The 22040-nt window shown below is 36.2% G+C and carries 21 protein-coding genes and 2 pseudogenes; 12 read left to right on the forward strand and 11 right to left on the reverse strand.

All coding sequences use genetic code 11. The annotated features are described in order from the left end of the window. The first annotated feature begins 76 nt into the window (after positions 1 to 76). Positions 77 to 1198 (forward strand): arabinonate dehydratase, encoded by a 1122-nt coding sequence (gene araD, locus J5U23_RS02070; protein ID WP_218259247.1) that lies wholly within the window; start codon positions 77 to 79, stop codon positions 1196 to 1198. A 35-nt stretch (positions 1199 to 1233) separates the two neighbouring features. Then, positions 1234 to 2568 carry a hypothetical protein gene (locus J5U23_RS02075; protein ID WP_218266778.1) on the forward strand — a complete coding sequence of 445 codons (1335 nt, stop codon included), beginning with the start codon at positions 1234 to 1236 and terminating at the stop codon, positions 2566 to 2568. On the opposite strand, the gene J5U23_RS02080 is transcribed toward J5U23_RS02075, so the two are convergent. Then, positions 2565 to 3866 (reverse strand): MFS transporter, encoded by a 1302-nt coding sequence (locus tag J5U23_RS02080; RefSeq protein WP_218266779.1) that lies wholly within the window; start codon positions 3864 to 3866, stop codon positions 2565 to 2567. The two genes, J5U23_RS02075 and J5U23_RS02080, sit on opposite strands and share 4 nt — an antisense overlap. A 324-nt stretch (positions 3867 to 4190) precedes the next feature. Here J5U23_RS02080 and J5U23_RS02085 point away from each other — a divergent pair, with 324 nt between their 5' ends. Next, positions 4191 to 5606 carry an MFS transporter gene (locus J5U23_RS02085; protein ID WP_218267473.1) on the forward strand — a complete coding sequence of 472 codons (1416 nt, stop codon included), beginning with the start codon at positions 4191 to 4193 and terminating at the stop codon, positions 5604 to 5606. A 31-nt stretch (positions 5607 to 5637) separates the two neighbouring features. Here the strand turns inward: J5U23_RS02085 and J5U23_RS02090 are convergent, their stop codons facing one another. Further along, positions 5638 to 6519: a fumarylacetoacetate hydrolase family protein gene (locus J5U23_RS02090; protein ID WP_218266780.1), complete on the reverse strand. Its 882-nt coding sequence runs from the start codon at positions 6517 to 6519 to the stop codon at positions 5638 to 5640. Between the two features lie 86 nt (positions 6520 to 6605). Here J5U23_RS02090 and aldhT point away from each other — a divergent pair, with 86 nt between their 5' ends. The 6 genes from aldhT (at position 6606) to J5U23_RS02120 (ending at position 12838) form a co-directional block, all read left to right on the forward strand. Beyond that, the gene (gene aldhT / locus J5U23_RS02095) at positions 6606 to 8042 is read left to right on the forward strand and encodes a 2,5-dioxopentanoate dehydrogenase (protein WP_218259251.1); all 1437 of its coding nucleotides are present in this window, start codon (positions 6606 to 6608) and stop codon (positions 8040 to 8042) included. A gap of 81 nt (positions 8043 to 8123) precedes the next feature. Then, positions 8124 to 9035: a proline iminopeptidase gene (pip, locus tag J5U23_RS02100; protein WP_218266781.1), complete on the forward strand. Its 912-nt coding sequence runs from the start codon at positions 8124 to 8126 to the stop codon at positions 9033 to 9035. 117 nt (positions 9036 to 9152) lie between these two features. Further along, positions 9153 to 9836, forward strand: a complete 684-nt coding sequence (locus J5U23_RS02105) for a helix-turn-helix domain-containing protein (protein WP_218266782.1) — start codon at positions 9153 to 9155, stop codon at positions 9834 to 9836. Between the two features lie 742 nt (positions 9837 to 10578). Continuing rightward, entirely contained in the window at positions 10579 to 11337 is a 759-nt protein-coding gene (fabG, locus tag J5U23_RS02110) for a 3-oxoacyl-ACP reductase FabG (RefSeq protein WP_218266783.1), read from the forward strand. Beyond that, complete coding sequence (locus tag J5U23_RS02115; RefSeq protein ID WP_218266784.1) at positions 11334 to 12491, forward strand: thiolase family protein; 1158 nt, start codon at positions 11334 to 11336, stop codon at positions 12489 to 12491. The genes fabG and J5U23_RS02115 overlap by 4 nt, the downstream gene beginning before the upstream one ends. Continuing rightward, complete coding sequence (locus J5U23_RS02120) at positions 12488 to 12838, forward strand: Zn-ribbon domain-containing OB-fold protein (RefSeq protein WP_218266785.1); 351 nt, start codon at positions 12488 to 12490, stop codon at positions 12836 to 12838. The genes J5U23_RS02115 and J5U23_RS02120 overlap by 4 nt, the downstream gene beginning before the upstream one ends. On the opposite strand, the gene J5U23_RS02125 is transcribed toward J5U23_RS02120, so the two are convergent. From J5U23_RS02125 to J5U23_RS02155, 7 genes and pseudogenes are all read right to left on the reverse strand, one after another. Next, entirely contained in the window at positions 12839 to 13108 is a 270-nt protein-coding gene (locus tag J5U23_RS02125) for a hypothetical protein (RefSeq protein WP_218266786.1), read from the reverse strand. 103 nt (positions 13109 to 13211) lie between these two features. Beyond that, positions 13212 to 13736, reverse strand: a complete 525-nt coding sequence (locus J5U23_RS02130) for a DUF998 domain-containing protein (protein ID WP_218259259.1) — start codon at positions 13734 to 13736, stop codon at positions 13212 to 13214. 43 nt (positions 13737 to 13779) lie between these two features. After that, a complete protein-coding gene (locus J5U23_RS02135) occupies positions 13780 to 14397 on the reverse strand; it encodes a class I SAM-dependent methyltransferase (RefSeq protein ID WP_218266787.1) in 618 nt (205 codons plus the stop codon). A gap of 50 nt (positions 14398 to 14447) precedes the next feature. Next, a pseudogene (locus J5U23_RS02140) lies at positions 14448 to 14687 on the reverse strand (twin-arginine translocase subunit TatC); the annotation flags it as partial. Positions 14688 to 14703: 16 nt separating this feature from the next. Beyond that, positions 14704 to 14892, reverse strand: a complete 189-nt coding sequence (locus J5U23_RS02145; protein WP_218267474.1) for a hypothetical protein — start codon at positions 14890 to 14892, stop codon at positions 14704 to 14706. Between the two features lie 67 nt (positions 14893 to 14959). Next, a pseudogene (locus J5U23_RS02150) lies at positions 14960 to 15582 on the reverse strand (twin-arginine translocase subunit TatC); the annotation flags it as partial. 10 nt (positions 15583 to 15592) lie between these two features. After that, positions 15593 to 15868, reverse strand: coding sequence for a twin-arginine translocase TatA/TatE family subunit (locus tag J5U23_RS02155; RefSeq protein ID WP_218266788.1), 276 nt, complete (start codon positions 15866 to 15868; stop codon positions 15593 to 15595). A 219-nt stretch (positions 15869 to 16087) separates the two neighbouring features. On the opposite strand from J5U23_RS02155, the gene ilvD reads away from it, so the two are divergent. Then, a complete protein-coding gene (ilvD, locus tag J5U23_RS02160) occupies positions 16088 to 17764 on the forward strand; it encodes a dihydroxy-acid dehydratase (protein ID WP_218266789.1) in 1677 nt (558 codons plus the stop codon). Positions 17765 to 17794: 30 nt separating this feature from the next. Further along, entirely contained in the window at positions 17795 to 19198 is a 1404-nt protein-coding gene (locus tag J5U23_RS02165; RefSeq protein ID WP_218266790.1) for a carboxypeptidase M32, read from the forward strand. A gap of 95 nt (positions 19199 to 19293) precedes the next feature. Here J5U23_RS02165 and J5U23_RS02170 read toward each other — a convergent pair whose 3' ends face one another. Both J5U23_RS02170 and J5U23_RS02175 read right to left on the reverse strand, forming a co-directional pair. Then, the gene (locus J5U23_RS02170) at positions 19294 to 19827 is read right to left on the reverse strand and encodes a hypothetical protein (protein ID WP_218266791.1); all 534 of its coding nucleotides are present in this window, start codon (positions 19825 to 19827) and stop codon (positions 19294 to 19296) included. 67 nt (positions 19828 to 19894) lie between these two features. Next, entirely contained in the window at positions 19895 to 20686 is a 792-nt protein-coding gene (locus J5U23_RS02175) for a helix-turn-helix transcriptional regulator (protein ID WP_218266792.1), read from the reverse strand. A 243-nt stretch (positions 20687 to 20929) separates the two neighbouring features. Here J5U23_RS02175 and J5U23_RS02180 point away from each other — a divergent pair, with 243 nt between their 5' ends. After that, on the forward strand, positions 20930 to 21241 hold the full coding sequence (locus J5U23_RS02180) for a type II toxin-antitoxin system RelE family toxin (RefSeq protein WP_218266793.1): 312 nt from the start codon (positions 20930 to 20932) through the stop codon (positions 21239 to 21241). Positions 21242 to 22040 lie beyond the last annotated feature (799 nt).

Below are 22040 nucleotides of genomic sequence, written 5' to 3' on the forward strand. Positions count from 1 at the left end.
AAAGTACTTATTAATTTCTCTCAAACTTTACCTTGTTAGGATTCAGGTTTATAAGTATAATAGGTTACTTACTATCATGATAAAAGATATTAGAACGTATAAGTTGTGTTACGAAGGAATAAACGATGAAATGGATGCGTTAGCAATTAAGGGGTTAGCCGAGCACCCAATGGAGATTGTGGTAACTGAGATCGAGACTTCTGACGGTTATGTAGGTTATGGTGAGTCATTGGCTTACGGGTGTTCAGATGCAGTTCAAGTTACAATAGAGAAAATATTGAAACCATTGCTCCTCAAGGAAGACGAGGAACTAATTGAGTACTTATGGGATAAAATGTATAAAGCTACCTTGAGGTTTGGTAGAAGAGGAATAGCCATAGCTGGTATTAGTGGTGTAGATACTGCCCTATGGGATATAATGGGGAAAAAGGCAAAGAAACCAATTTATAAATTACTTGGAGGTAGCAAAAGGAAAGTGAGAGCGTATATAACTGGGGGTTACTATTCTGAAAAGAAGGATCTTGAAAAACTTAGAGATGAGGAAGCATACTACGTTAAAATGGGATTTAAGGGAATTAAGGTAAAGATCGGCGCTAAAACCATGGATGAAGATCTAGAGAGACTCAATGCCATAAGGGAAGTGGTTGGAGAGGACGTTAAAATAGCTGTGGATGCTAATAACGTTTACACGTTTGAAGAAGCGTTGGAAATGGGAAGAAGGTTAGAGAAATTGGGGATATGGTTCTTTGAAGAGCCAATTCAAACAGATTACCTCGACCTAAGTGCCAGACTAGCAGAGGAGTTGGAAGTTCCCATAGCTGGTTACGAGACAGCCTATACTAGGTGGGAATTTTACGAGATTATGAGAAAGAGGGCAGTTGATATTGTGCAAACAGATGTAATGTGGACAGGAGGAATATCTGAGATGATGAAAATAGGGAATATGGCCAAGGTGATGGGATATCCGTTAATTCCGCATTATTCAGCAGGAGGTATATCGCTTATTGGCAACTTACACGTAGCAGCTGCATTAAATTCACCTTGGATAGAGATGCATCTAAGGAAAAATGACTTAAGAGACAGAATATTCAAGGAGAGCATAGAAATTGACAATGGCCATTTAGTAGTTCCGGATAGACCGGGATTAGGTTATACAATTAGAGATGGAGTGTTTGAAGAGTACAAGTGCAAGTCGTGAATTCTTTTTTATCCTAATAACTAAAACTTCCTATTATGGAGAGAATTGGAGATTTACTTTCTAACCTTCCTACAGATTACGCTAAGGCACTAATTCAAATATTAACTGCTGATAATTGGAATAGACTGGATAGAGACGTCAACTTCTATCAGTTAGGTTTAGGTATAGGAAAGGTTGTAAGTAGAATTGACAGAGAGACGTTGAAAGCACTTGTCAAATCATGTGACTATTATCAAAGTTTATGTAGAGGAATAGCGAGAGGAATGGATGGGATTGAATTAGAGAGGGATTTGGTACTCTATCTTGGAAATTTAAGCCCAGTAATGGCAATGGAATTATTAGCCAATCTTGAACTTTACAAATATCCAGATATCATGAAGATATTGGCTGTTAACGTAGCTCAATTAAAGCATATCCCAAGTGTGGGGAGTAATATTGCAAGGCAATTCGATAAATTACCTTTTGAGATTAGAAGGCAGATATTAGATATATTTAAGGATAATTCGATGTTCCTCTATGAGTTTTTGCAATCTGTCAATTTAAACAAGGTAGATAATATTGAAAATTTCTTGAATAAAAATAAAGATATTGACGAGATAATAGGTTATAGACTTTACGAAGTTAATGATAAGATGAAGGAAAAGTTACTCAATTTCCCAAGTATTAGTATAGGTGTAGGAAAAGGCTTTCAAAACTTACCTTACCACTGGAAGAGGAAGGTCATAGAAAAGATGAAAGAAGATAAGGAATTCGCTAAAGGCTTTCTGTCATCGATTGATCTTTCATTATTAGAAGACGAATTCCTTGATGTAATAGTTAAGGTAGGAGAGAGTGAGTTGGAACTATCTAGAGTATTGGGTAGAAATTTCGGAAATTCTTTACCCTATTTGACAGAGGATTTAAAGAGGCTTGCCTTTAATACGGCTCAAGGAAATCCCGACTTCGCACGTGGGTTTGGGGAAGGTATAAGCGAATCCCTAGGAAGTTTCATTGGGTTCATTAGAGGTAAGGTTTATGAATTAAAGAAGGAAGATCAAGAAAGTGTTTTGGATTTAGCCTTATCTAATGATAACTTCGCTAATGGACTTCTAACTACCTTCAATGCAATATTCTTTTTCGACAATAAAGAGAAGGTATTAGAGTTGATGATTAAGCATGAACAATATTTAAAATTATTTATAGAACAGATTGGGAGAAGGATAAATGACTTTGACTTGTTCAAACTTCTCTCTTTAAATAGTAAGTTAACATCAGAACTAGGTAAAATATTATGCAGAAACTTCATTTACTTGAGTAAGAAAAATAGGGAACTTGTATTGGACTGGTTATCAAAAAATAATGAATTGAAAGAGGGATTTTTACAGTGTTAATCCATCTCCTTCCCTTTAGTTTCTTTAAGTATAGCTAGCGCAATTAATGATATAATAAAATAAGCAGCGAACACTGCACCAAATGCCCACCAGTTTACTAAATATTTCTCTCCTACTAGATCTGCAACTATTATTGGAGCAAGTCCACCAGCAAATGGTGCTGCCATGTGGTAAGATAACCCTGTACCAGAATACCTATATTTTGTAGGGAAATTCTCAGCAAAGAAAGCCGGAATTATAGCGTAAGATCCTAGTACTGCTACTACCATGAGTATTTGCGCTAACAATATTATTGAAAATGATTTTGAAAATAGCAGTAAAACGTATGGGAAGCTAAAGGCTAAGCCAAATCCAAACGCTATCATCATTCCTAATCTTCTCCCTATTTTATCGCTTAGAATTCCAAATAATACCGTTATGAATATGCCTATCAACGCAGAGACCGTTACGCTTAAGAGACCTAGACTCTTTGGGAAACCTATTCCAGCAAGAAAGGTTACTGAATAAACTGAATATAAATAGAAGCCTGCATTCTGAGCTGCCCACGAAGCTGCCAGTAGAAGTATCTTACTCCAGTATTTCCTCCAAACTTCTATGGATGGTATTTTTGAAACTTCACCTTTTTCTATAACTCTTTCAAACAATGGACTCTCCAGTAATGCTAACCTTATAACTATACCTATGATAGCTGCAATGGCTCCAATCCAAAAAGCTATTCTCCATCCATAATTTGACAAAGCTAAAGGTGAACTGCTAGGAAATGTTGCAAAAAGACCTAGCATCGCGGAAGCCCATAATAATCCTATTGGAACACCTTGTTGGACCCAACTTCCCCAAAATGCTCTCCATCTTGATTTTGCAGCGTATTCAGTCAACCAAGTAGTCGCTCCTCCCCATTCACCACCAACACCAATACCTTGTAAGATTCTACTGATTGTAGCTATTGTTAAGGCCAGAAAACCTATTTGCGAATACCCTGGTAGGAAACCTATAATCCCAGTTCCTATACCCATTAGTATTAAGTCCCACAGCAATCCCGTTCTTCTACCTAATTTATCTCCTAAATGTCCAAATATCATTGCGCCTACTGGTCTTGCCACAAATCCCACTGCATACGTGGAAAGGGATACTAGCAGAGCTGCTAGCGGATTGTATGATGGCGGGAAGAACAGTTTAGGAAATATTAGTGAGGCTGCATAGCCGTATAGGAAGAAATCGTACCACTCTATTGTAGTACCTAAGGAAGTACCTACAGCTACCTTAATTACTTGCCCAGTGCTTATTTCCCTTCCTCCCATAAAAGATTCTTTCTTTCCATTATTAATAAAGTTTACTATTTACTATAAATATGTAATTATACAAGATATATTTAAATCAATGTCTTAGAATATAGTTAAAAATAGGAAGATATAAGTCTAGTAGAATTTATTTATAATAAATAAATGTAGATTTAAGTAGGAATAATATTTTATCAGCCAAGGCATAATAAGGATTTAAAGAGGAAAGCTATTTCCCATTAAAAACGAGTCATGTTTCTCCAAAAATAAAGGATATTAAGAATCTTTACCAGTAAAGTTATCTATTTAAATATTTCCTTAATGATAGTTTCTTTTGAGAAGAGTATGTCACAATACTCTAAAGAAGAGATAGATAGGGGTATCAAAAAAGTATATGATACAGTCTTGAATACAAAAAATATAACCGCAAGATATATAGTAATTTTAGCTCTAGCTAGTCTCTGGCTAGATGCATATGATTTCGCAAGTATGACGTTTGGTACTGCATCCCTCAAAAGCACTTTCCCTTCTGTACCACCTATTTTAATTTCCTTAGCTATAGGCGCAGTACAATTAGGTGCTGTTGTAGGTGCAGTGGTTGGCGGTTGGTTAAACGATCGTATTGGTAGGAGAAATATGTTCATACTTAATATGATATTATTTACCGGTATGGCAATCTTGGGAGGATTATCTACTGATATTACAGAGTTAACAATCTTCAGAGGTCTATTAGGTTTTGCTTTAGGAGCTGATACTGCAACAGGTTTTGCTTATATATTCGAGTATTTAGAGAAAAAACAGAGACTATTTTGGTCAAATCTATGGCAGATACAATGGTATATCATGTACGAGGTTACCATAGCTTTAATAGTGGTTCCATTCTTCTTTACAGTTCACTCATTGACATCTCCCTTATTATGGAGAATTATTATGATAGTTGGAGGTGTTCTAGCTTTAGGAATATTATTACTAAGAAGTAGGATCCCAGAATCGGTATTATGGTTAGCATATCAAGGTAAATTAGCTACTGCCAAGAAAATATTGAAGCAGACCTACGGAATAGATTTGCCAGATGTCCCAGACGTGGATTTGCAATTAAGGGCACCAGCTAGAGGATTAAAGAGTGCCTTTAGCATATTTAGGGCGAGTAAATGGAGGGAGTTGGTCTATTCCTTTAACGGCAACTTTGAACAAGGATTCATATTCTATACATTTGGCTTTTATGTACCTTATATATTACTAGCGCTAAAACTGGCTGGACCACTTGCCTCAATAGCAGCTTCTGCATTTCTGTACGCTGGAGGCGTAATAGGTGGCTATTTGACAGCATGGTTAACACCTAGAATTGGTACCAAATCACAATATGTAATAGGAGCAATAGGTGAGGGAATTTCAGTAGGGCTAATCGCACTTACATACATTTATCACTTACCATTAATATACTTCGTGGTATTTTCTTTCCTATTTTATTTCTTCCATGTCATAGGTCCAGCCAGTCAAGGTATGACGTCCATAAACGCTTTCTTTGGAGCCAAAGAAAGAGGTACTGCTGCGGGATGGGGATATTTCTGGGTTAAGTTAGCTGCATTTATAGGGTTACTAATAGGAATTCTTGGTATAACTTATAGTCCAGTAGATCTGACATTAGGTTTGGCCGTTTATGGTATTTTGACCGGTATATTAGGTTTAATTATAGGCTATGATACTAGGACATATAAGGTTGCGGACGTGGAGGAATTAGAAGAAAAAACAGTTAAATAAACATAATAATAAAGAAATATTTTAAAAGATCTTATTTTTTTACTCTCTTTATAACTGGAGTTATTAATGTCCCTATATTGCTTATATTTATCTCCACTATATCTCCATCTTTAAGCCCCTTATCTCTTCCTGGAACGATCGCAGTACCTGTAGTTAGAATCGTCCCGTCCGGTATTGGGTTATCCCTAATTAAGTATTGTATTTGCTCCTCAATTTTCCTCCTCATCTTGTTTGTATTCACTGATCCCTCAAAAAACACTTTATTATCTCTCATAATCCTTAAAGTGATATCAAGGCTATACGGGTTCTTAATCTCATCTGGGGTAACAATAACTGGTCCAAAGGCACAACAACCAGCGTATATCTTAGACTGTGGCAAGTAGAGAGGATTTTCAGCCTCTAAATCTCTGGCGGAAACGTCATCCATTATGGTATAGCCTAAGATTTTACCATTGGAGTCTAATACTACAGCTAATTCCGGTTCTGGTAGTGTCCACTCAGAATCGCTTCTTACCGCTATTGCCTCACCATGCCCTACGCACCTATTTGGAGTAGCCTTGAAGAATATCTCTGGTCTAACAGCATCATACACTGTTTCATAGATCGTCTTACCTAATATTTTGGCTACGTTTTCTTCAGAATACCTCTCCCTGGCCATTTCGTACGATATTCCAGATCCCCAAACTTCCGGAGGTTCAATTGGTTTAGTTATTCTAACATCGTTAACTTGAAAGTTCTTTAGCAGTGAGTCATAATCTATTCCAGTGACTCTATCTCCTAAAACTTCCTTATTTTCCGAATACCTAATTAGGGCTCTGATTGGATCCTCATCTAACCTTATTATTGTATTGTTCTCTAATATTGCGTAACTTATATAATATCCCCTTTTTACAACTCTAAATAATTTCATCATGATAAAAATGCATTTAGCATATAATAAAGTTGGTAGTAAACATGTTAGCATACCAAAATAAAAACCATTAAGGCGATATAGTTAGTATGAAATCTTATCAAGAATTGGCTGACAAGTGGATTAAGGGTAGTGGGGAAGAATACCTTGATATTAACCCAGCTGACAAGGATCACGTACTAGCTAAAATAAGATTATATACAAAAGATGACGTTAAGGAAACCATAAACAAGGCTGTAGCCAAATTTGAAGAATGGTCAAAGACTCCAGCACCTAAGAGAGGGGCAATATTACTTAAAGCAGGGGAATTAATGGAACAGGAAGCCCAAGAGTTCGCGTTATTGATGACATTAGAGGAGGGTAAAACTCTAAAGGATAGTATGTTCGAAGTGACAAGAAGTTATAATTTACTGAAATTTTATGGAGCGTTAGCATTTAAGATATCCGGGAAAACGCTCCCTTCAGCAGATCCTAATACTAGGATATTTACAGTAAAGGAACCCTTAGGTGTAGTGGCCTTAATTACCCCATGGAATTTCCCATTATCAATACCAGTATGGAAATTGGCTCCAGCCTTGGCTGCGGGTAACACTGCAATAATAAAACCAGCGACGAAAACACCGTTAATGGTAGCCAAATTGGTAGAAGTGTTGTCTAAAGCTGGATTGCCAGAGGGTGTTGTGAATTTAGTAGTTGGTAAGGGAAGTGAAGTCGGAGATACCATAGTAAGTGATGATAACATAGCTGCAGTATCATTTACTGGATCAACCGAGGTAGGCAAGAGAATTTACAAACTTGTGGGAAATAAAAATAGAATGACAAGAATTCAACTAGAGCTAGGAGGTAAAAACGCGTTATATGTGGATAAGAGCGCTGACTTAACGTTAGCTGCTGAGTTAGCCGTAAGAGGAGGATTTGGGCTAACCGGTCAATCATGTACTGCAACTAGTAGGTTAATAGTTCACAAGGATGTATATACTCAATTTAAACAAAGACTACTAGAAAGAGTTAAGAAGTGGAGAGTAGGACCGGGTACTGAAGATGTGGATATGGGTCCAGTTGTGGATGAAGGTCAATTTAAGAAAGACCTAGAGTATATAGAATACGGAAAGAATGCCGGAGCGAAACTAATTTATGGTGGAAATACAATACCGGGGAAGGGATATTTCCTAGAACCTACAATTTTCGAAGGAGTCACATCTGATATGAGACTATTTAAAGAAGAGATTTTCGGTCCAGTACTCAGTGTCACTGAGGCAAAAGATTTAGATGAGGCTATAAGGCTAGTCAATGCTGTAGACTATGGACATACAGCTGGAATAGTGGCAAGCGATATCAAGGCGATTAACGAGTTCGTTAGTAGGGTAGATGCAGGAGTTATAAAGGTTAATAAGCCAACAGTCGGACTGGAATTGCAAGCACCATTTGGTGGTTTTAAGAATTCTGGAGCCACTACGTGGAAAGAGATGGGAGAAGAGGCTTTAGAGTTCTACCTTAAGGAGAAGACAGTATACGAGGGCTGGTAGTTAATTCTTTTTCCTCATATCATCTTAATTCAAAGTCACAAGTCAAGGTTTTTTATTATCTTATCATACTATTTTATCACTATGAAAGGTTATTCTATAAATGTGGAGGAAGGTTATGGGAGAATCTTTGGAATAAACATATACTATAAGTTGTATAGAGTAAAGGATAGTAATAGGAACTTGGTAACTTTGCATGGCGGTCCTGGAGGTTCTCATGATTACCTAATACCTTTAGCAGACTTGTCAAATTACGGAATTAACGTCTTATTTTATGACCAATTTGGTTGCGGTAGGTCCGATGACCCTAAAGATACTTCTGATTATACCATAGATCATGGCGTAGAGGAATTAGAGGAACTTAGAAAGCAAGTTTTCGGCAATGATAAGATTGTATTATTGGGACACTCCTACGGTGGAGCGTTGGCAATAGCTTATGCACTTAAGTATCAACAGTTTTTAAGAGGTCTTATTGTAAGTAGTGGACTATCAAGTGTTCCCTATACCGTTAAAGAGATGAGGAGATTAATTGAGGAATTACCAGACAAGTACAAGACAATTATAAAGAGATATGAAAGTTTAGGTGATTTCAAAAACCCGGAATATTTAGAGGCCGTAAACTTCTTCTATAGTCAACATCTATTGAGACTTAAGGAAATGCCGGAACCAGTTAAAAGGACTTTCGAGTACATAGAGAAAAAGAGGACGTATGAAATAATGAATGGTCCGAACGAGTTTACTATCATTGGAACAATAAAGGATTGGGACGTTACTGAGCAATTATATAAAATAACTGTTCCTACTCTAATAACCGTGGGAAAATACGATGAAGTAACTGTTAATGTAGCTCAGCTTATTCATAAAAATATTAAGGGATCTAGACTTGTTATTTTCGAGAATAGCTCCCATATGGCCATGTGGGAGGAAAAGGATAAGTATCTTGAAGTTATAAAGGGGTTTATCGATCAAGTATATTCACTTAATATGGTTAAGTGATTCCTTTTTATAATACTAATGAAGTTTTTCGTTAAAATCCAATAGTGAGTTTATATGATTGATACTATCACAATAATAATATAAGTATATTAAGGTCAGCGGATATATAAAGACTTGATGCATGTTTATAAAGTCAAGCTTGATCTTAAGCATGATTCGTGTTGGACTTATAAGACGTCTGATTTCAAAGTAAATGCCGAGGTAAAGTATCTCTTTCCACTGATAACTAAGAATTCAATTTTCGAAATAGCTGAGATTTACTCCGATGATAAAAACGAACTTTCAGATTTCATATCAGCAATTAATAGAAGATATGGCAATAATATAAAAGTAGCTAACATAGACAGACCAAGATCTAGCAAAGTGGCCTTATTGTATTATTTTAAAAATTTTGACAACTCGGTTACAAGAGTCATGATAGAAAATAACGCAGTCATAACGAACTTATCCATAAGTAATGGAATAGAGGAATGGTATGCGTATTTCTTTGGAGAAGAAGAGGAAATTCTCTCAAATATATCACATGGTCTGAAGAGAATAGACGTTAAGGTGGAAAATGTTGATATGGAAAAAACTAAGGTAAATGATATAAAAAATGATCTAGTTATAATTAACTCTTTAACTCCTACAGAAAGGGAGATACTCACAACTGCAATTAGACTAGGGTTCTTCGAATACCCTAAAAGAGTCAGATTAGAAGAATTGGCTGAGATGTTTGGAGTAACTAAGGTAACTTTAGATAGGCATATAAGAAATGGGTTGAGGAAAATTTTGAGCCAGTTATTTATAAACTCTCAATAATTTGTTCTGAAATTCAAACGTCATTTTAATTAATTTTTGATGAGGTATGGTCTTCTAATACTTTCCTAGGTATATTTAATCTTAATTACAAATGTTTAAACATACGTTGAAATCCTTGAAGTAACCCTTTAAAAATAGCGCTTGGTGCAATATATTAAAAGGGAAACAATTAACCAGGAGCTATAACTATGTTTGCAGACATTACAATATGTCTGTAATGTATTTACGTAACTTTTAGTCATTTTTAATTAACTTCTAATCCTCTTAAATATTAGGCAAACTGATGTCATATGCCTATCAGATTACCCTACGTTCATAAACCGAAACCTTAAAATCTTTATAGTTAATTAATCAGAGAGTTTCACTATGAACTCTATGAGCAGTTGCGAGGGGGAGGAAGGTAATCAACGAAACTCCCCATGTCGTGGCTGGGAGGTAGGTTCCCTAACCTAGGCACGGGGAGAGAAAAGGAGTGATGAGGCTGAGTAACTAGATAATGATTAAAAATGACTACTAGTTACGATGAAAGCCGAACTCTTCTTTGCTCCAAACTGCTAAGGTTTTCCTCATCTATTCGGAACTTAAGGAATGGTTGGAAGGCTCAAAGGCACACCTTCCCATATATACATAGTAATACGAAAATTTTTAACTAAAAGTCTTGTTCCTTATGGCGAGGGTAAATAGTGAAACGTTTATTTGTAAAGTCTAATGTTTTAATATCTTTCTCACGTTTTCTTCTTATATGCGTAAATTCTGTGATTTAAGCGGGAGAATAGCCATTATAACTGGAGGCGCTAGTGGAATAGGAAGAGCTATAGCGTTCAAATTAGCGAGTCTTGGAGCTACCGTAGTTTTAGGCGATGTAAAGTTGGAGGAACTTAAAAACGTCGCAAATGAAATCGCCCAACAGACAAGTTCTAAAGTCGTTCCACTTTATGTAAACGTGGGGGATTTCAATTCAGCTAAGGAGTTCTATCAGAAAGCTACCGAGATCCTAGGAATAGATTACGTAGATATTTTAGTAAACAATGCGGGGATAAATAGGGACGCCTTATTTGTTAAGATGACTTTTGAACAGTGGGATGAAGTAATGAAGGTCGACCTATATAGTATGTTCAATATGACTAAACAAGTTGTTGATGGAATGATAAGGAGAAATTATGGAAGAATAATTAACATGTCATCAATGAGTTGGTTGGGAAATATTGGACAAGCTAATTACTCAGCAGCTAAGGCTGGGGTTATAGGCTTCACGAAAACTCTAGCAAGGGAATTGGCTAAATATAACATAACCGTAAACGCCATAACTCCAGGTTTCATTGATACTCCAATGACGAGGGCAGTTCCAGAGAAGGTTAGACAAAAAATTATAGAGAAAATACCAATGGGTAGAGTTGGTAGTCCAGAAGACGTAGCTAATCTAATAGCTTTCCTATCCTCTGAAGAAGCATCCTACATAACGGGAGAGGTAATAGGAGTTACCGGGGGTTTGGTGTTGTGATAACTGGTTTCACCAGCAGTCTCTACAAAAAGTATCAAGGGTCAACCTTTGAATTATTAGCGGATACTGTATTTTCTGCGTTAGAAATGGCAGGTTTAGATAAGAATTATGTAGATGGAATATATCTTACATATTTGCCGGGAACCTTTGACGGTTACGCTAATTCCCATTTTTTCACAAACCAAGTGGCCCAATATCTTGGAATAAGACCTAAATTCACTCAAATCTTTGATTATGGAGGAGCTTCAGCCTTAAGTATGATACACAGAGCATATAAGGCAATTAAGGCTGGAGAAGGCGAAACAATCTTATGTATAGTAGGTGGAAAAGCTACAGAACTGAGAAATAAGGGAGTTACTGTGGATGCAATAGATAAGGCATACCCTGACGTATCTCTAACACCATTTGATAGGCTTTTCAGAGGACTTAACGATCTAAACCCAGTATCAGATTACGCACTGGTAGCCAATAGACATAGGTACCTCTTTAAAAGTACGGACGAACAAAGGGCCTTAATAGCAGTTAGGCAAAGGTTTAACGCAATGCAAAACAGTAAGGCCATGTTTAGAGATCCGCTAACTATAGAGCAAGTTTTGAAATCTCCGCTAGTATCCTATCCTTTGCATCTTCTTGAGATAGTTTACCCTATAGATGGTTTTCACGTTTTTGTGGTAAGTAAGAGAAGCAGCAAGTCAGTCCTTAGAAATATAGACATCTTGGGATATGGAGAGGCTCATTGGCCTTTTATGCCTACAGAGCTAGATGAGATAGTATATACTCCAGCTGTTGAGAGTTCTAAGGGATTATTAAATGGAAAGATAGACGCTTTTGAGCTTTACGATTCATTTACCATTACCGTTATGCTACAAGTTGAGGATATTGGCTTAGCGGAGAAGGGTAAGGGAGGCTCATTCTTTGAAAATCACGATACTACATTCAAGGGTGATGTTCCCATTAATACTGGGGGTGGTAGTTTGAATACTGGTCAACCCGCTTACATGAGTGGTGGTGTTATTTTAGAAGAAGCTTTACTTCAATTAAACGATATGGCAGATGGCCATCAAGTTAAGGGTACTGACGTTGTATTCCTAAATGGAATTGGTGGGTGGAATAGGTCTCATTCGGTATCTTTAGTATTAGGTGAGAAGAAATGAGGTTAGAAGAAATATATTCCACTTATGATAAAATAGTACAGAGTGGATATTTACCATATATTAGATGCAGGAAGTGTATGAATACTTTCTTCTACGTTAGGAATTTGTGTCCTAAATGTGGATCAAGAGATTTAGAGGTTCTAAGAAGCGGTGGAATAGGTAAGGTTTTCTCGTGGACTAAGATATTTAGGAAAAACGATACTTCCATATACGGTATCGTGGAATTAGAGGAGGGATTTAAGATATATTGCAATTTCGCAAGTGACGTAGAGATAGGTGATAAAGTTAGGGTTAAAATTAAGTCGTCAGAAGACGGTAAGTATAAAGTATTGGCAGACAAACTATAGCTAAATATATTCAAGTTTTATTATTATTTTATCTTTAAAATTAATTATATACAGGTCTCCTTTTTCTGTTACCACATCGCATTCTAATCTTTCCTTAATGCACTTAATCCACATACCTTCAAAGTTAGTTCCCTCCTTCACTGTCGTTTTAGATATTGATTGGAAAGTATTGCTCTCAGAGAAATTCACTGCTTTCCTTACACTAACCTTAAATCCCTTAATTGAAGGATTTTGCAATATGCTTTTTATATCCTCAAATTTGAAACTCATTTCAATTCTACATTTCTTATAAGAGAATATAAAGCTTATCTTATTAACATTTTTACTTTAAAATAGTTAATAGTCGTCTAAATGATGATTTCTGTATCTACAATTAACGTGTCAAATACGTTGCGAAGCTTATTCCCCATATTATTTCTGGATAAACTATCATCCTCTCCAATCCGCCTGGTCCTAAAGGACCATAACCCTTAAGAATATATAGAATTAGTGAAGCTAGCGTTACCAAACCTAGTATTGTCCAAAAGTAATTCCTCCTAATGGAAGTAACTATTGCCCCTATCCCTCCGAAAAGAAAAGTTATTAGTGATGCAATCAAATGGGGCAGTCCAGTATTTTCCGGAAATATACCTACTAATGCTGCTCCTAACCCTACTAAAAAGACTAACGGTGAGTAGTTTGCCCTAAGCAGTATTGATGCTATGATAACTAGTATTCCCATTATGACTATGGATGTGTTGAATATAATTGCAGTTCTTCCAACTCCTAAGTCACTAATATAGTTATATTTGACCGAGTAACCTGGGTATAAGATTTCCGATATTATAAAAAATAGTAAAAATTGTGATACACCTACTAATATGAGGTAACCAGATGCCTTAGTTCTATTTAGCATCATCAGTATTTTTTGTACATTATTAAACTTAAATATTTATCTATTTTCAACTCTTAATTATAATTCCAAGACCTCCAGCTTCGTTTGTCAATTCATATAGTTTTACCCCTTTCTGTTTAGCGAAATGATAAGGTGCTTCAGTGAAATCTAGGTTATCTACAAGCAATACTCCATCATTTCTCAAGTAATCCCACGCTAGATTAAGTTCAAAAGTTACGTTCTCAGACGTATGTTCACTATCGTGAAGGAAAATATCAACTTTACTTAACCTTTTTAATAGATCAGGTAAGATATCTCTGCTCCTTCCTATGTATAACTTCCACCTACTCCTTAACTGTTCTGGTACTAAAAATCCTACTGGTTTTCCATTCTCTAAGCTTTCTCTAATATCAATGGAGTGTAGTGTACCCTTCTCTAAGGCAGAGAGTATTATTGTACTTGATACACCCGGACCAACACCAGTTTCAATCACTACATCTGGATTGTAATACTTTATTATCGAATAGAGAATATACCTCTTAGTTTCACTAAGCGCATACCTAAAACTATTCCCTAAAGTCCTCTTAATCTCATTGTTTATTCCTTCAGCTTCATTCCAGTACTTACTAAGATCCACGTTAAATATCTCCTTCAAGGTGCTGGATATCGATTCCGAGTTTCCCATGATGATACATTTATTTAATCTTGATTATAAAGATAACTACTATTTATAACTTAAGATTTCCTTTTCTTCTCTAGTAAGAATGATATTCCCATTCCTAAAAAGTATAGACTTGATAGTGATAATCCTATAATTGTTTCCATAACGCCTCCAGTTGTACCCGGTGAAATTATCCATGCAATAATGAAGGAAACTAAAACTCCCCATCTCCAATAATTCCTCCAAGTGCTAGCCTTAACGATTCTTAGGTAAGTTAAACCAATCATTACCAATGGCATCTCAAATGCCAATCCTAACGACCGTTTGTCCCTACACTTTCATTTCAATCATTTTATCTTCAATCATGATTAAGTGTAGGGACTTAGCCCTCAACCACCTATCCAGCTTCACGGTAGGTGGGTCATGGGACTCCTTTGAGCCCAACGGCACGGGGCTCACATCTCTGCAATTTTCACCCTCATCCTTTTGGGCATAGCCCACATCGGCATAAGGGATCATCTTCATCGGAAAATTCTAACATTATCAAATATAAAAAGGTTTTCTGTTAATGTGAAAAAGGATTCCAGCCCATTAATAAGAAAGTTGTAGATATGAACGAACTTAAACTTATGGTAGGTTCTACGGCAGGCCCTAAAGACTGGGTATACAACGATATCATATCAAACATTAAGGGGATTAATATGAAAAATGCAAATAGAGACCCAGAGAAGAAAAGCAGAAAGGCTGGAATTATTGTTAGCTTAAATATTTTCTTTTCATGTTCATACAATCCCGGAGCCAAAAAGGCCCAAGTTTCTCTAATTATTATGGGAAGAGAGGTGGTCAATAACGCAAGGTAGAGTGAAACATATAGCGATGCATATAATGGATCGAATAAGTTTATTATTATCTTAGTATTGGCTGGTAGTTCATGATAAATAAAGAATCTAGTTACTTGTACTGCTATACTGTCATAAAATGACGGATAGGGAATTGGAATTTTTGATATATTTATCCCAAGTAATGGTATTTGTAATGGATCTATATTAATCCACTCATAGCCTATCATAAAGTAAAAGAAGAACGAAATAGCTAAAGCTATTATAATCCTCCTTAGCCTTATTGCTAATTCTCTTAAATGATCTAATAACTGCTTCTCTTCAAAAAACTCTTTTCTTCTTTTCCTCTCTCCTTTACCTTTTCTTCCACTCTAAATACCTCAAGCCTTCTTGCTTTGCTTCAGTGCTTCCAATTGATTTTGCAATTCCGCTATTTTCTTCTCGAGTTCTTCTACGCTTTCACTACTCTCCCTCTTTTCAACTACATTGCTAGACATCATTTGTTGCATTTCCATTTCTGCTTCAAGTTGTCCCTTCTTGAACTCTCCCATTGATCTTCCTAAAGCTCTGAAAAGCTCTGGTATTTTAGATGATCCAAAGAAGAGTACAGCAATAACCACTAAGAGTATAATTACATCAGTGGGGCTATCTAGCATAATTTACCCTCCCGCCCACCCTTATGTTTATATTTATCATTCATAATTAATAAATTTTCCTACGTACTACTCCTAAACGACTCCCTTCTCTTTCTGAGGTTTTTAATTGCAAAATGAGGCGAAATGGTTCTACTTGGAGGGAAGACATGTTAAAATCACCCTTGTTAAACCTAACTTGTAAACATGATCACTTATTAGTCTCAGTTCGGATTTCTCTATATGCCAGCAAAATTAAATAGCCCCTCGAGATATCATGGTGTATATAACGCTCCACACAGAGCGTTTCTAAGATCTGTAGGTTTAACGGATGAAGAGATAGGTAAACCATTAGTTGCCATAGCCACAGCATGGAGTGAGGCAGGCCCTTGTAATTTCCACACATTAGCTTTAGCAAGAGTAGCCAAGGAGGGGGCAAAAGAAGCTGGTTTATCCCCATTAGCATTCCCAACTATGGTAGTTAACGATAACATTGGAATGGGATCTGAGGGAATGAGGTATAGTTTAGTTAGCAGGGATTTAATAGCAGATATGGTAGAGGCCCAATTTAATGCTCACGCATTTGATGGGTTAGTCGGAATTGGGGGTTGTGATAAGACAACGCCAGGCATATTAATGGCAATGGCTAGGTTAAACGTACCTTCAATTTACATTTATGGCGGATCAGCAGAGCCTGGATACTTTATGGGTAAAAGGTTAACGATAGAGGACGTACATGAGGCAATAGGTGCTTATTTAGCAAAGAGAATAACAGAAGATGAGTTATACGAAATAGAGAAAAGGGCCCATCCGACATTGGGAACTTGCTCTGGATTATTTACAGCCAATACTATGGGCTCAATGTCAGAGGCATTAGGAATGGCATTGCCAGGGAGTGCATCACCAACAGCTACCTCATCTAGGAGAGTAATGTATGTGAGGGAAACTGGAAAAGCTTTAGGTAGTTTAATTGAAAACGGAATAAAGTCAAGGGACATATTAACTTTTGAGGCCTTTGAGAATGGAATAACAACGCTAATGGCTATGGGTGGTTCAACAAACGCGGTATTACACCTATTGGCAATAGCCTATGAAGCAGGAGTGAAATTAACCTTAGATGATTTCAATAGAATTTCAAGAAGAACACCCTATATCGCAAGTATGAAACCTGGTGGAGATTACGTGATGGCTGATTTGGATGAAGTTGGAGGTGTTCCGGTAGTCTTAAAGAAACTACTAGATGCTGGTCTACTTCATGGTGACGTTTTAACAGTTACTGGAAAGACTATGAAGCAAAACCTTGAGCAATACAAGTATCCTAATGTACCTCACAGTCATATAGTTAGAGATGTTAAGAATCCGATTAAGCCTAGAGGAGGAATAGTTATATTGAAGGGATCGTTAGCCCCAGAAGGTGCCGTAATTAAGGTAGCCGCAACTAGTGTTGTTAAATTTGAAGGAAAGGCTAAGGTGTATAATTCCGAGGACGACGCTTTTAAGGGAGTTCAAAGTGGCGAAGTTAAGGAGGGTCAAGTGGTAATTATAAGATATGAAGGACCTAAGGGAGCTCCGGGTATGCCAGAAATGTTGAGAGTTACAGCGGCAATCATGGGTGCTGGTTTAAATAACGTTGCCTTAGTTACTGATGGTAGATTTTCCGGAGCCACCAGGGGACCTATGGTAGGCCATGTAGCTCCAGAGGCAATGGTAGGTGGTCCTATCGCAATAGTTGAAGATGGAGATACTATAGTAATTGATGTGGAGAACGAAAGACTTGACTTGAAGCTATCCGAGGAGGAGATAAAGAATAGGTTGAAGAGATGGTCTCCTCCATCTCCAAGATACAAGTCCGGTCTATTGGCTAAATACGCCTCCTTGGTCTCCCAGGCCTCAATGGGGGCTGTGACTAGACCAGCTTAATTTTTTATTTAATTCTCCTAATTCTCCTTTATGTATGAAGACATTTGGGCAATTGAACACGCAATAAGCTTACTGGATTGGGATATCCAAACTTACATGCCCCAATCTGGGATTAAGACTAGGGGAGAGGCTTTAGCGAGGCTAAGTAACTTAAGGAGGAAATTGTTGTTAGGCATTAGAGGTGAAATAGAAAAGTTAGAGCCAAAAAATGATATTGAAAAAGGTTTAAAAAGAGTTTTAGATAGAGAATATAAGTACTATGACGCTGTGCCAGAAGAGTTGGATATGAAACTTCATAGAATAACATCTGAAGCTACTGTAGTTTGGAGAAACGCTAAAGCTAAAGGCGATTTTAACGCATTCAAACCTTATTTAGAGCAAATACTTGAGATTAAGAGAGAGATAGCACATAGGCTAGGGTATAAGGATCATCCATATAGTGCACTTTTAGATAGGTATGAGGAAGGATTTACTGTTACCGATGCTGAAAGGGTATTCAACGATTTATTACCCGGTTTGTCTAAGATTCTCAATAAGATCGATGATAAGTTTACTAGAAAATATCATTTTGAGGATGAAAAATATGACGTTTTTCAGATGAGTAAAACCATAGAGACAATAGCTTATGAGATACTAAAGATGCCTAAGGATAGATTTAGAATAGACGTCTCTCCTCATCCTTTCACAGTGTCAATGAGTAGAAATGATGTTAGAATAACAGTAAGATATGAAGGATATGATTTCAAGAGAGTCCTTTATTCTCTAGTCCATGAGAGTGGGCATGCAATATATGAGTTACAAATAGATCCGAGTTTAGAATACTCTCCTTTAGCAAATGCTCCTTCCATGGGCCTTCACGAGTCGCAATCGAGATTCTGGGAAAACGTAGTAGGAAGGAGTTATGGCTTTATTAAAACCATTTATCCCTTGCTAAACGTTAAGGATAGCATTGATGATGTATATTACTATGTTAATGGCGTTAAGAGGCAACCAATTAGGGTTGACGCTGATGAAGTTACTTATAACTTTCATATTGCAATCAGATACGAGGTAGAGAAGAGGGCAATAGAGGGTAGTTTAGAAGCTAACGAATTCCCCTCACTATTTAATGATTTGATGGACAAATATCTAAATATAAGGCCTAAGAATGATGGAGAGGGAGTATTACAAGACGTTCATTGGAGTCAAGGCTCTTTTGGTTACTTCCCTACTTATACATTGGGAAATGTGATAGCCGGTATGGCATACTACCACATGAAAAGTGAGGGAGGTTTCGATATTAGTAATATAGAGGGAATAAAGAATTGGCTAAGAGAGAGAATTCATAAATACGGAGCTATATATTCACCAAAGGAGTTACAAATGAGGTCATTTGGTGAGGCATATAACCCATCTAGGCTATTAGATTATATGAGAGAAAAATATAATGCGTGATGTGAAATCTCTCTCTGAATGGTGAAGAACTGGGTCCTTTCTGACAAAAAATATTTTTTACCTTATATCTCACTTTATTAATCTATATTTCACTTTTAGTCATCTTGTTCGTTATCGTCATCATGATGTTTCTTTCCATGCTCTGCAGTCTGGGTTTGTTGTGCTTGTTGTTCTCCTCCATATTTCACTATTAAGAATGGAATATTACTAACTGACTTTGCCTCAGGATTTTGTGATACCACATAAGATATCTTAATGTTTACAGTATAGGTACCCTTGCTAAGGTATAATGTATAGTGCTCCGTTCCGTGAAGTGACAACGTAAAGGTATAATTAGCAATGTGAATTGTAACGTTAAATTCAGAGAATACGTCTTCTAATACATCTTCTTTTAATTTTATGGTATAAGTACCATTAGCCGATACGGTAAGAGTAGCGTTTTCCGTTAATGTACCTTTTTGTCCCGCAGTTAAATTCCCTAAATTGAATGAGGCTAAGGTAGTTTGTATAGTTGGCGAGGTCACATTGTAACTTATAGTCCCTAAACTTCCGCTTATTTCCTCCCCAATTACTACACCGCCTACTAATATAGTGCTTAATAATACACCGAGCAGGAGTAGTTTATTCATCTTTTCACCTACATATTCTCTTGTAAGTTCATCCTTTTAAGGGAGGCGTTCCGGAACAGTGAAACAGCTATTTCTTATCGCTCTTTACCACGTACCTAATCTTACCTTCCTCTCTTATCTCCTCTATATATCCCAACTTAACTAACTTCTTAACTCTCCTATATGCAGTAGATTTAGGTAAACCAGTCTGTCTCACAATATCAGCTAGTGTATTTGTACCCATTTTTATCGCCTCTAACACAATAGTATCCCTTTCATCCAACACCTCTGGAACGAAATCTACACTTTCCTCTTCCTCTTCTTTCACAACCCTAACATTTCCTCTCCTTACCAGGAATATGATCAGTGAAACTAGTACTGCATCGCTACCTATTAAACCACCTATTATTATAGGAATCTCCAATTCATTTTGTGCTGTAGTAACATGGGAAGAAAGCGCATATAGCAATATGACACTATTTACGTTTGCAAAAGTAACGTTATAATAATTGCTCATTACATTAAAGCTGTAGGGCTGTGGAGAAACATAATTAATAGAGGAGTTAAGAGGTATATAAATATTGATTGTAGCGTTATATGGCTCATTAATTTGGATAACTCCTCTAGGTAATATTGCATTGTAGTAAATGAAAACAGTAGTATTACTGGGAGTGAGATATAATGTATTTCCGGACAAGTTATATTTAGCTCCAATGACCTTAAGGTTCGTTATATTATGCCCTATCAGGACGAATTGATTAACTTTACCAGTAAGTTCAGCCTCTACAGTACCGTTATAATAAATATTTAAGATTGATGAGTGTGAAATAATGACTGGAACTGTTATCAATGGTAAGAGCAATAATAGCAAAATCTTCATCAAATTTAACTAAATATTAACCAGTTTATTAGTTTAGCGATTTCTAAATATTGTGTTGTCTAACTTCTCCTTATAATTAAGAGTTGGGCCTTTACCTTATCTTCTATATCTATCGAAGTATAGGTTATAAAACCTCCCTTAGAATTCAATTATGATAAAAGTCTTCAATTACTATTATTATTTTTGGCGAGATATTAAACAAAAAATAAAAAGATTTTTAAATGTGTTTTCTTTTATTTTATTGTGGTTTGTGAGGAGTGGATTGCAAGGTTTATGTTAAATAAGAAAATAAACAGTTTAGAAGAATTAGCGGAATATTTGCTAGATGAATTTGAAAGCGATAAATTGGTTATGCTTATGCTGGAAAAGGTATTACTAATATTTGATAATCCCTTCAAATACGCCAGAGAGAAGCTGGGAAAGGATAAGTACGGAAATCCCATGTTCTCTATAGAAGTTACGGGGGATATAAGGATACTTTATAGTGTTTATTCAAAAAACTGTATCGTGTTTATTTGGAAGATGGGATCTCATAAGAGGGTTTACGATCCTTAGCCTTTTTCTCAACAATTTCCTTAAGCTTAATTATTTCCTCCTTGTCCAATTCAACATAATAGTATTCCCCATCTTTTCCGGTCTTCATAATTATATGTTTGTCATTAGGCATTAAAAAAGGATATGGTAATTTCTCTCATCGAATTTTAAAAATATATTATAGCAGTATAGGTGCATATGTTGGAATCCAAGCTTCTCTTTATGTTAGAAAAATTTTAAAAATAAAGTTTACTTTATAAAAATTCCCTCTTCTTTTATTTTGTAGAATTTTTCAATATTAGCTGATGAGGTACAATAAATACAAGTAAGAAGTGAGATAATACAACATACATACGTAATGCACTGATAAACATAAATTACTATATGTATTTGAATTGAATCAAGTATTCCTATAACTAAGCAAACTCTTACAACAAAAGAATGCGTTAATATCACAGCTATGGTTGTCAAAACACTCAAAATAATAAATGATATAAGAAGAATTTTCTTCTTCACATTTCGTTTAATTTATTTAAAAAGCCCTCTACATTAAACTTTTTAGTTTCTCTGAGTTTTTCTAGAACCATTTTCAAATATTTAGTTCGTGCATCGTAATCTCTAATTTTGATAACTATCTCAATAGGGTGATTCACGAATCCATCATGATTTCAATTTGTTTCTATAGAATTAGATAAGAATAATTGATTCTACATTTCGAGTAACACTGATAGCCTTCATTAGAATATTATTTTGCTTCTGAAGCTTTTTGTTTTCATCTTTTAATCATTCGATTCGTATTTTATGAAAAGTTTTATGATAT

The organism is Saccharolobus shibatae B12, from assembly GCF_019175345.1.
GTDB lineage: Archaea > Thermoproteota > Thermoprotei_A > Sulfolobales > Sulfolobaceae > Saccharolobus > Saccharolobus shibatae.